Annotated in this window: 14 protein-coding genes and 1 pseudogene; 9 read left to right on the forward strand and 6 right to left on the reverse strand. The window is 65.5% G+C overall.

All coding sequences use genetic code 11. From position 1 onward, the window contains the following. Nucleotides 1–218 precede the first annotated feature (218 nt). Nucleotides 219–641 carry a YybH family protein gene (locus BLR03_RS23415; RefSeq protein WP_175460685.1) on the forward strand — a complete coding sequence of 141 codons (423 nt, stop codon included), beginning with the start codon at nucleotides 219–221 and terminating at the stop codon, nucleotides 639–641. Nucleotides 642–863: 222 nt separating this feature from the next. On the opposite strand, the gene BLR03_RS23420 is transcribed toward BLR03_RS23415, so the two are convergent. The 3 genes from BLR03_RS23420 to BLR03_RS23430 all read right to left on the reverse strand — a co-directional run bounded on the left by BLR03_RS23420 (nucleotide 864) and on the right by BLR03_RS23430 (nucleotide 2,442). Then, nucleotides 864–1,424, reverse strand: coding sequence for a sulfocyanin-like copper-binding protein (locus BLR03_RS23420; RefSeq protein ID WP_091256914.1), 561 nt, complete (start codon nucleotides 1,422–1,424; stop codon nucleotides 864–866). Continuing rightward, nucleotides 1,421–1,675: an SHOCT domain-containing protein gene (locus BLR03_RS23425; protein ID WP_091256916.1), complete on the reverse strand. Its 255-nt coding sequence runs from the start codon at nucleotides 1,673–1,675 to the stop codon at nucleotides 1,421–1,423. The genes BLR03_RS23420 and BLR03_RS23425 overlap by 4 nt, the downstream gene beginning before the upstream one ends. Nucleotides 1,676–1,767: 92 nt before the next feature. After that, entirely contained in the window at nucleotides 1,768–2,442 is a 675-nt protein-coding gene (locus BLR03_RS23430) for an ArsR/SmtB family transcription factor (RefSeq protein WP_091256918.1), read from the reverse strand. Nucleotides 2,443–2,627: 185 nt separating this feature from the next. Between BLR03_RS23430 and BLR03_RS23435 the strand changes: the two genes are divergently transcribed. The 5 genes from BLR03_RS23435 (at nucleotide 2,628) to BLR03_RS23455 (ending at nucleotide 5,841) form a co-directional block, all read left to right on the forward strand. Next, nucleotides 2,628–3,944, forward strand: a complete 1,317-nt coding sequence (locus BLR03_RS23435) for an MFS transporter (protein ID WP_091256920.1) — start codon at nucleotides 2,628–2,630, stop codon at nucleotides 3,942–3,944. Nucleotides 3,945–4,045: 101 nt separating this feature from the next. Further along, a complete protein-coding gene (locus BLR03_RS23440) occupies nucleotides 4,046–4,387 on the forward strand; it encodes a YciI family protein (RefSeq protein WP_091256921.1) in 342 nt (113 codons plus the stop codon). A 26-nt stretch (nucleotides 4,388–4,413) separates the two neighbouring features. Next, nucleotides 4,414–4,728: a hypothetical protein gene (locus BLR03_RS23445; RefSeq protein ID WP_091256923.1), complete on the forward strand. Its 315-nt coding sequence runs from the start codon at nucleotides 4,414–4,416 to the stop codon at nucleotides 4,726–4,728. Between the two features lie 123 nt (nucleotides 4,729–4,851). Continuing rightward, the gene (locus tag BLR03_RS23450) at nucleotides 4,852–5,394 is read left to right on the forward strand and encodes a DinB family protein (protein ID WP_091256926.1); all 543 of its coding nucleotides are present in this window, start codon (nucleotides 4,852–4,854) and stop codon (nucleotides 5,392–5,394) included. Nucleotides 5,395–5,613: 219 nt separating this feature from the next. Continuing rightward, nucleotides 5,614–5,841, forward strand: coding sequence for a hypothetical protein (locus tag BLR03_RS23455; RefSeq protein WP_116768753.1), 228 nt, complete (start codon nucleotides 5,614–5,616; stop codon nucleotides 5,839–5,841). 64 nt (nucleotides 5,842–5,905) lie between these two features. On the opposite strand, the gene BLR03_RS23460 is transcribed toward BLR03_RS23455, so the two are convergent. Both BLR03_RS23460 and BLR03_RS23465 read right to left on the reverse strand, forming a co-directional pair. Continuing rightward, nucleotides 5,906–6,325, reverse strand: coding sequence for a DUF302 domain-containing protein (locus tag BLR03_RS23460; RefSeq protein ID WP_091256930.1), 420 nt, complete (start codon nucleotides 6,323–6,325; stop codon nucleotides 5,906–5,908). 29 nt (nucleotides 6,326–6,354) lie between these two features. Next, the gene (locus tag BLR03_RS23465) at nucleotides 6,355–6,612 is read right to left on the reverse strand and encodes a metal-sensitive transcriptional regulator (protein ID WP_018772544.1); all 258 of its coding nucleotides are present in this window, start codon (nucleotides 6,610–6,612) and stop codon (nucleotides 6,355–6,357) included. A gap of 194 nt (nucleotides 6,613–6,806) precedes the next feature. Between BLR03_RS23465 and BLR03_RS23470 the strand changes: the two genes are divergently transcribed. Continuing rightward, nucleotides 6,807–8,216: an MBL fold metallo-hydrolase gene (locus BLR03_RS23470; RefSeq protein ID WP_091256932.1), complete on the forward strand. Its 1,410-nt coding sequence runs from the start codon at nucleotides 6,807–6,809 to the stop codon at nucleotides 8,214–8,216. Between the two features lie 202 nt (nucleotides 8,217–8,418). Here the strand turns inward: BLR03_RS23470 and BLR03_RS23475 are convergent. Further along, a pseudogene (locus BLR03_RS23475) lies at nucleotides 8,419–8,625 on the reverse strand (ArsR/SmtB family transcription factor); the annotation flags it as partial. Between the two features lie 177 nt (nucleotides 8,626–8,802). On the opposite strand from BLR03_RS23475, the gene BLR03_RS23480 reads away from it, so the two are divergent. Further along, a complete protein-coding gene (locus tag BLR03_RS23480; protein WP_091256933.1) occupies nucleotides 8,803–9,231 on the forward strand; it encodes a YybH family protein in 429 nt (142 codons plus the stop codon). 247 nt (nucleotides 9,232–9,478) lie between these two features. Then, nucleotides 9,479–9,916, forward strand: a complete 438-nt coding sequence (locus BLR03_RS23490) for a hypothetical protein (protein WP_091256935.1) — start codon at nucleotides 9,479–9,481, stop codon at nucleotides 9,914–9,916. Nucleotides 9,917–10,077: the final 161 nt, after the last annotated feature.

Raw genomic sequence — 10,077 nt, forward strand, 5'->3', positions numbered from 1 at the left:
ACTGGCACCACTTCACGGCCGGGCACCCATTCCCCGCCGCAAACACCGACGACCCCGGCTGGCCGGCACCCCTCGACGACCCCATCCCGGAAGACGCCCTGTACCAATCCACCTGAACGATCAGGCCCTCCCTCGCTTGACGTGCAGCCGGTGACGGGTAGGCACGGAGCCGCTAAACTGCGCATAGTCCAGAGACCACTATGAGCGAGGTGGACACAATGCAGCTTGACGAGGTCATCGCCCACTTTCATCAAGCAGTGAATGCGTTTGCCAAGGGCGATCCGGAACCCGCCAAGGACATTTTCTCCCACAGCATGGACGTTTCCCTCGCTAATCCTTGGGGCCCTCCGGTGGTGGGCTGGGAACGAGTATCAGAGGCCCTTGATTCAGCAGCGGCACGTTTCCAAGAGGGACGCGTCACGGCCATTGAAACGCTCACCAAACACGTCACTTCCAATCTCGCCTGCTTCCTGGACCTAGAACACTGGCAGGCGAAGGTTGGAGGCGGAGACCAAATTTCGGTGTTTGATCTGCGGGTGACGAGCCTCTATCGCCCCGAAGGCGACGCTTGGGCCCTCGTGCATCGCCACGCAGACCCAATCACCACACCGCAGACCCCGGACGCCGTGCTGCGGAAATAGTTCACGCCATTCGTTTCCACTCTGGTTGCCGAACACTTGACCAGGCGGCCTAACGCCCGCGGAACCGTGCGGGGGTTCGGCCCGCTGCTCAGGACCGCGCGCGAATACTGAAGCCCTCCTGATGGACGCGGCACGGCCACCGACGATGGACGAACCCGCCGACTGGAAATGGGCTGCGGGAAAGGTACGCGTAGTCTGAGTCTCGTCGTTGCCTGAGGTAAGTTAGCTGACAGTGAGCTGGGTGTACATGCCGGCGGCGTAGTGGCCGGCGAAGTTGCAGACCAGTTCATAGCGCCCCGGCGGCAGGTCCACAGTGACCCAGCCGGAACTGTGGGGCAGAATGCCCTGCCCGGCGCCTTCGGCACAAGTGGATGAGGCCTCGCCCAGACTGCCTGCCTCGTCGATCCTCCCGTCACCTCCGACGGGACGGGTTCCGGCAAGCTGCGTGCCGGGCAGCGGCAGGATCACCATCTCGTGCGTGTAGCGTCCTGCGTTGGTGACCAGGAAAGTCACGTAGCCGTGCGGGACGGTCGCTCGGTCGGCGGTCAGCCGCATGCCTCCCCTCCTTCCGGGTCCACCCATCATTGGGCCGCCCATGTCGGTCGCGGCGACGGTGACGACGGTTCCGGCCAGACCGGGCACCGGGCAGCCGGCGTCATTGGCGAAGCCGAGGCCTGGACGCGGCAGGGCCAGGACCGCGACGGCGGCGATGGAAAGCGCCGTAAGTGCCAGCGTGGCGAGGATTCCGATCAGCAGCTGGCTGCGCCGGGAAGGGAGCGTCATTGCTTCCGCCTGAGAGCCGCGCGGCGCGCGGCGAGTTCAGTTTCGTCGATTTCCCCGCGGGCAAATCTCTCGTTGAGGATTCGTTCGGCCTCGTCGTGCGGCGCGCCGGAGGCGCCGGGAGCTTCCGAAGCCTGTCCGCGGCGAAGCATTAAGATCACGACAGTAACCACCCCGCCCCAGAAGATCAGCATCATCAGGGCCATCAGCACCCACGCCCCGACTCCCCAGCCGCCGTTCCATCCATACATCATGCGAAGACCTCCATCTTGTGCCGTGTTTCCCCGTTCCTGGCCCCTGTGAACGACGTTTCGGCCACCATCGGGGCGACAGGGCGTTGAGTTGTCTAAGCGGCGGCTTCCACGGGCAGGCCGCCGAGGCGCCACTCAAGCATTCCTTCATTGAGTCGCTGGGCGCTCCGGCCGGCAGAGCGCAGCAGGTCCACCGCTTCGTACGCCAAGACGCAGTACACGCCGCGGCAGTAGGCGACGATCTCCCTGTCCTCGGGCAGTTCAGCGAGCCTGTCGTGGAGCTGGTCGAGCGGGATGGACACGGCTCCGGGGATGTGCGCGGCGTGATACTCCTCGACAGGGCGAACATCCAGGACCGTCACGGTGCCCGCCCGGGCGCGGGATAGGAGCTCGTCGCGGGTGACTTCCTCTTCATCAGACCTTGTACCTTCCAGCCCCAGGTAGGCGACGCGCTTGGGCTCGACGTCCGCCACGTGCTCCTGCCCGACGCAACGGAGCAGGTTGTAGAGCTGAAGGACGTCGGGACCGGCGATGTCGTAGTGGATTCGGTTGCCGTCCCGCCGGGTGGTTACCAGTCCGGCCTGGCGCAAGGCCTGCAAGTGAGCGGAGGCCGTGCTGAGCCCCAGTCCAGCGGCGGCGGCCAGGGTTTCCACGCTGCGCTCCCCCTGCGTGAGCAGGTCCAGCAACTCCAACCGCTTGCCGTTGCCGAGGGCCTTGCCCACGCGGGCGAACTCCGCAAAGAGCTCCGCCTTCTTGAACCTGTCGCCCACAATCTCCTCCAGAAATCCATGTAATACTGGAATAAATACTATTCCATGTTTATCTGGAATACCACCGTACCGCCGGTTTCAGCCGGCGTGGAAGGACTGCGAGTCGTGAGCGCCTTGACGTTGTTTCCCTTCTTGGACGGGGCACCGGCAAATCCGACCTGCCTGCCCGACCTGGCAGCTGCCAAATGAGCAACCCCGACACCGGTCGAAAGACCGGCACCGCCGCCGGGCCCGCGCTCACTCTGGGCCTGCGCCAGAACCTGGCCCAGTTCATGCTCCTGGTCGCCGTCAACGCGCTCGTCGGCGGCACCCTCGGCCAGGAACGCACAGTCCTGCCGCTGCTGGCGGACCAGGTCTTCCACCTGGACCTCTACACCTCCGCCCTGACCTACATCCTGGCCTTCGGACTCGCCAAGGCCGGCACCAACTACTTCGCAGGAACCCTCTCGGACCGCTACGGCCGAAAGCCCGTCCTGATCGCCGGCTGGCTGATCGCCGTGCCCGTGCCGCTGCTGCTGATCCTCGGACCGTCCTGGGGGTGGATCGTCGCTGCCAACGTGATCCTCGGCATCAGCCAGGGCCTGACCTGGTCCACCACCGTCGTCATGAAAATGGACCTCGTCGGCCCGTCCCGCCGCGGCCTGGCCATGGGCCTGAACGAGGCCGCCGGCTACCTCGGCGTCGCCGGCACCGCGCTGGCTACCGGCTACATCGCCGCGAGCTACGGGCTGCGGCCCGGACCGTTCCTGCTCGGCGCCGCCTACATCGCGCTGGGCCTGGGCCTGTCCGTGTTTGCAGTGAAAGAAACCCGCGGCCACGCCAGGCTTGAGGCCGCCAGCCACATGGCGGCCCACGCCGGCGCCCACGGGGAACTGAGCAACCGGGAGATCTTTACCCTCACCAGTTTCCGGGACAAGTCCCTGTCCTCGGTCAGCCAGGCGGGCATGGTCAACAACCTCAACGACGGCCTCGCCTGGGGCCTGTTCCCGCTCCTTTTCGCCGCAGCGGGGCTGAGCATCGAAAAGATCGGTATCCTCGCTGCCGTATATCCCGCCGTCTGGGGAGCCGCCCAACTCGTCACCGGAGCGATGTCGGACCGATACGGGCGGAAATGGCTGATCGTCGGGGGCATGCTTGTCCAGGCCGTAGCGCTAGGCATGGTCGCCTTCGGAACCGGTTTCGGGATCTGGCTTGCCGCTGCCATCCTCCTGGGCCTGGGAACCGCCATGGTCTACCCCACCCTGCTGGCGGCCATCGGCGACGTCGCGCACCCGGAATGGCGGGCACGCTCGGTGGGCATCTACCGGCTCTGGCGCGACGGCGGTTTCGCCGTCGGCGCCCTCCTGGCCGGCATCCTCGCGGACGCCTTCGGCATCCCGGCAGCAGTTGCCGTCGTCGGCGCCCTCACCGCACTTTCCGGGATCCTCGTCGCGGTGCGCATGCGCGGTTCGGACCACGTCATCACGACTGAGGGCGATCCGGGCATCAAGTCGCTTCCGTGAGCGGGCACCGGCATCCGCGGGCCCGCCGAGATCTTGCGCGGCATGATGGCATCGGTGAGGATGAATGCGATCCCCCGTGCCGCGAAGAAGGAGTAGACGCGATGACCAAGTATCTGATCTCGTTTCCGAGTGCCGCCATGGTCTTCCCTGACGAAGACCTGCAGGCCGTGTCGGATGCGGCGCACGCGGTCGTTCAGGAGGCGAAGGACGCCGGGGTCTGGGTGTTCGGCGGCGGCATCGATGAGAGCATCCCGCCGGTCATGGTCGACGGCGATGGGACCGTGCGCGAGGGCACCTACCCGCAGACGACGCAGCTCGAAGGCGGCTACTCAGTGCTGGAGCTGCCCTCGTACGATGCGGCCTTGGAGTGGGCCGCGAAGATCGCGGCCGCCTGCCGTTGCGCGCAGGAGGTGCGCGCATTCCAATACGACCCCGCCAGCTAGGTCTCGACCGTAGGGACGCCTGAGCCATGGACTTCGAACTGCGCACCTTCCCGGGCTGCCCGAACAGCGGCCCGGCATTGAAGCTGTTCCGTGAGGTTCTGGCCGCAGACGGGAGGGACGCGGAATCCCTGACCGTCCATGAGGTAGCCTCCGAGCGCGAGCCGAAGGAACTCCAGGTCCGCGGCTCCCCGTCCTTCATCGCGGAAGGACGCGACCTGTTTCCAGCGGAATCCGCACCGGTCCTGAGCTGCCGCCTGTACCGCACCGGGCACAGCGCGGCGGGACTCCCCTCCGTCGAGTCCTTGCGCAACGCACTCCGTGGCATCGACTCCGGCCCATAACCTGACAACGGCGCCATCCCAGCGATTCCCACGCCCTGGCCCTCTTGGCGCCCGGGCATAATGAAGGCAGCCCGGCCACAAGGCTGCGGCCGGTAGTGGACCTGAGACCGCGAAGGGCCCGGCATGGAGCCATCGAAGGAAGAGATCCTGGCCGGGTATGGCCGTGCCCGCCGCGAGCTCCGCGCCTGGCTGGCGGGCGCAACGGCTGCGGATCTTCGCCGCGCGAGCGACGGCACGAGGTGGACCAATGAAGAACTGCTCTTCCACATGGTCTTCGGCTACATGGTCGTCCGCGTTCTGCTTCCGCTGGTGCACGTTGTCAGCCGCCTCCCACCGCCGGTGGGCAAGGCATTCGCCGCCGTCCTGAACGCCGGAACGCGCCCGTTCGACGCCGTGAACTACTGGGGATCCCGCGCCGCCGCGCTGTTCTACAACAGGGAAAGGATGGGCAGAAAGCTGGACAGAACTATCGCTGCCCTGAGCCGCCGACTCGAACACGAGAGTCCCAGATCACTCATGCGCTCCATGGCGTTCCCCGACAGGTGGGACCCGTTCTTCAAGCCGCGGATGACGCTCAACGCCGTCTATGCCTACCCCACATTGCATTTCGACTTCCACGCCAGGCAATTGACGCTTCGGCTTCCGGACCACCCAGGAGCGTCCTGAAGCCGCGCGAAGTTCCCGGGAGCGGGAGTCCCGCGCGCCGGTACTAACCCCACGAACGTCAGTGTGCCGTCTGCATCCGGTGGGAATCCTGCGCGACCGGGACCTTAAGCCCTTGGCGCCAAGAACCCAACCGGCGAGGATCAATGGCGTGGCATTTATGCCTGACGCCGCCCCGGGTGCCCGTTGGGTCACCTGCTGCCCCACTCCTGGGGGTTTCTCATGCGTGTAGTCGTTGCGGAATCCGTGGCCATGTTTGCCATCGGCGACGGTGTCCTCGGCGTCTTGTTTCCGGTCCAGCACTCAACCCGGTGGGATCTGGGCCCCAAGCCTTGGCGCGCGTACATGCGCTGGTTCGCGGACCATCCCGGCATCACGCGGGCACTGAGTGCGGCCCAGATCGCCGCCGGCGTTGCCTGCGCGGCGCGCCTCCCATCAACGCCACGCTAGCATCCCGCCTCTGAGCTGGTAGAAACTCAGGGCGACTGAATTTCACACTGCCAGGATTTCAGCATTAAACTGCGCCGGCGCCGCGAAGCGTGTCAAGGGCGGCACGGAGCCGTGTGTCGGCGTCGTTGGCGACGTCCCGGACGGCCTGGCTGTCGCTGAGCTTGACCATGGTCTGCGGGTCGATCGCCTGGATGGTTGTCTTGGCGGCATCCCTGCCCCGGCGGACGACGACGTTGCAGGGCAGCAGGGCGCCCATGTCCGGTTCCGCGGAGAGGGCCCGGCTGGCCAGGGCCGGGTTGCAGGCGCCCAGGATCATATAGTCACCGAGGTCCTCGGCGGCAGCGGCGCCGAGCTTGGCCTCGAAGGTGGCGCGGACGTTGATTTCCGAGAGAATGCCGAATCCCTGCCCGGCGAGGGCATCGCGTGTGCGCTGCACCGATTCCTCCCAGTTCAGCGGGACCGTAACGGTATGCGTATAGCTCATGGCTGCTCCTGCATGGATAGTCGGTGGTCTCAGGCGAGAGAGAGGAAGAGTTTCTCCAGGTCCTTGGTGTCCATGCTCGAATCCCCGCGGACGAGGCACTGCTCGAGCCCGCTGGCGATGATCGCGAACCCGGCCCGGTCCAAAGCCTTCGAGACAGCGGCGAGCTGGGTGACGATGTCCTTGCAGTCCTTCCCCTCCTCGAGCATGCGCGTAACGCCGGCGAGCTGTCCCTGGGCCCGCTTGAGCCGGTTGATGATCGGGGTGAGTTCTGTCGAATCAAGTTCCATGGCGGGCTCCAAAGATGGGTGGGTACTTTGCCAATTCTATACCCCGGAGGGTATAACGGCTAGCGGCGGGAAGTCAGCAGCCAGTCCGTTGCGGACGGGTTTGCAAGATACCCCCGGGGGTATTATTGTTGTGAGTAGACCGCTGGAGGATCCCCTCCCGGAAACTCCCCCACCGCCCCACGAAAGAGAGCATCATGCTTATCGAGCGCATTTACGACGAAGACCTCGCCCAGGCCAGCTACTTCATCGGCTGCCAGGCCAAGGGTGAAGCGGTCGTCGTTGACCCCCGCCGCGATATCGACGTCTACCGCAACCTCGCAGCGGCCAACGGGATGAAGATCGTGGCCGTCACCGAAACCCACATCCACGCAGACTTCCTCTCCGGCACCCGTGAACTGGCCGCCGCAACCGGCGCCACCGCGTACGTTTCCGGCGAGGGCGGCGCCGACTGGCAGTACGGGTTCGAGGCCGAGCGGCTGAACGACAACGACTCGATCACCCTCGGCAACATCACCGTCAAGGCCCTGCACACCCCGGGCCACACCCCGGAGCACCTGTCCTTCCTGATCACCGACGGCGCGTTCGCCGACACCCCCGGCTACCTGCTCTCCGGTGACTTCGTCTTCTCCGGCGACCTCGGACGACCGGACCTGCTGGACGAGGCCGCCGGCGGCGTCGACACCCGCTTCGCCGGCGCCCGCCAGCTCTTCGCGAGCCTGCGCGATAAGTTCCTGACCCTGCCGGACCACGTCCAGGTCCACCCCGGCCACGGCGCCGGCAGCGCGTGCGGCAAGGCCTTGGGCGCCATTCCCTCCTCCACGGTCGGCTACGAACGGCTCTACTCCTGGTGGGGCCCCTACCTGGCCGCCAACGACGAGGACGGCTTCGTCGCCGAACTCCTCGACGGCCAGCCCGACGCCCACGCCTACTTCGGCCGGATGAAGCGCGAAAACCGTGAGGGCCCGGCCGTCATGGGCGAACGTACTCCCCTGACCGAACTCGCCACCGCCGACGTCGTGGCCGACCTCGCCGGCGACACCGTCACGTTTGTGGACACCCGCTCCAACGCCGAGGTCCACGAAGGCACCGTCGCCCGGTCCCTGAACATCCCGGCCGGGAAGTCCACGGCCAGCTTCGGCGCCTGGGTGGTCAACCCCGAAACCGACACCAACCCCCTCGTGCTCCTGGCCCCCACCCAGGCCGCCGCGCAACAGATGTGGGACCACCTCGTCCGGGTCGGCATCGACAACGTCGCCGGCTACGTCACCACCCTCGACGGACTGCCCGCCAGCACCCCGCAGCTGATCCAGCCTGAAGAACTGGACGGCTTCGACGCCGCGATGGTCCTGGACGTCCGCAACCGCACCGAGCACGCCGCCGGACACATCCCCGGCTCCCACCAGCTCAGCGGCGGCCGCGTGATGTGGAACCTGGACCAGCTCCCCGCCGACGGCACCATCGTGTCCTACTGCCAGAGCGGCGTCCGCAACTCCGTCGCGGCCAGCGCGCTGCGCCGCGCCGGGTACGACGTCGTCGAACTCGACGGCAGCTACGCCGGATGGGCCGCCTGGCAGCAGGCACGGGAATCCGTTTCCAGCAACTGATCCAGACAATATTTGAACTGATTGATTGACAGCGTTGGCGGCGGTCCGGGAACACCGGTCCGCCGCCAACGCTTTCTCACCGTCCACGAGTGTGAATCGCAGCGGTATCTGGCGTTGTTTTGTCAGCGCTATTTGGCGGGTCCAGCTCAGTGGTCAGTGCTTTCGATGGCGGCTGCGAGTTTTACCGGCATGGGGACAGACGTCAGTCGTGGGCTGGTTCCCCGGTAATCCGGTGGTCGGCGTGGTTGATGGTTTCGCGGATGAGCCGGACCAGATGCCCGTCGTGGAGAGAATAGATGACGTGCCGGCCGTCCTTGCGGGTGTCCACGAGGCCGCCGAGCCCGAGTTTGGCCAGGTGCTGGCTGACCACGGTCCGGGGCGCCCCGGACGCGTTGGCGAGTTCGGTGACGCGCTGAACATGCCCTGGAATGTCTTGCGAACGATCGTTACCGGACGCCAACCGACAAATGACTTAGCAGAATCTTCCGCGAGTTGGTCCTCGCCCCCGCTAAGTTCCCGCCGCCTCATCCATGCTCCACAGGCTTAGACTTGAGGCGTTCCCCAGGATCCCTGCAGGAGGCATGCCGTGGACTTCGACACCGTCCTCGCCCAATACCACGACGCATTGGACACCTTCGCCAGAGGCGACGCCGAGCACCTCAAACGTTTGTACTCCCACGGTAACGACATCGTCCTCGCAAATCCGTTCGGCCCTGCTGTCCAGGGCTGGGCTGATGTCGAAGAGCGAACGGATTTCGCAGTAGCGCACTTCCGTGGCGGGGAGTGCAGGTCATTCGAAAGCCTGTACCGCCTGGAGTCGGCTGACACAGCCATCATCCACGAAGTCGAACACTGGAAGGCCATGGTTTCGGGGCGGGCGGAAGCAAGTCCGTTCACCCTTCGGGTCACGACGGTCTTCCGAAAGGAAGACGGTACGTGGCGTGTCCTGCTCCGGCACGCGGACCCGATCAGCAGCCCAGACGATAACGGACCGCTCCGGGGCGGGACTGCGTAGTCCAATGGCCCGCAGTATCAGCAGTGGCGGGAGCTGCTGCACAGGTTCTACGAGCCGTGTCCTCTGGTCGAACACTACGAGCTCGTGAACCCTGCTCCTCGGTAGAGCGCACGTAGGCTGGCTGGCGGATGTCGTCCTGGAAGGGGATCCTTACCGGGCACGTCACCACGGAACTGCCGCTTGGACACCAATCGCGGCGCGGCATACCTTGAACCGAATATCGCGAGACGGGGGTAGCCTTCTGGCTATGCAGCCACTCGCGACCACTTGCATCCGACGGCCGTTTCATTGGGGAATCGTCATCATCGCCGATGCCGAGTCTGGAGGCCAGATTCCGGACGTGGATCCCAAGAAGGCTGTTTCGTCGAACGAACATGGCATTGTCGCGCTGATCCGTCATGCACAGGACATTGACTCGTTCGAGGGCGAATTCGACTGGGCCGAGGCTCAAGTGCTCGTTCGCCTTCTGACCCGGCCGGAGCCTCCCTCGATGGATAGGCGCGAGGTGTTCCGAGGAAGGCTAATGATAGCCAGTGGCAGAATTTCAGCCGGGGACGCCGATGGTGAAGTAGTTCATCCCGCTCACGAAGGTTGGAACGAGCTCATCGTCACGGTCGCGTCCGATGTCGCTGTCAGCGACCTCTCACCAGAAGAACTCCGAATCGACCTTATTCCCGCTGGTTAGCGTTCGAGCTTTCAGCAAGAACGAGGCGCCCGAAAGCTGGACACCTGCAGGCAAGCTAAGGCTATGGCATCCAGATCATGGGCAGTTACGGTGGCTCCATGAGGGACAGGAGGCTGCTGATCATGTGCGGGACGACAGAGTTCAATGACGCCCTCGACCAC

Source organism: Arthrobacter sp. ok909 (assembly GCF_900104405.1).
Lineage (GTDB): Bacteria > Actinomycetota > Actinomycetes > Actinomycetales > Micrococcaceae > Arthrobacter > Arthrobacter humicola.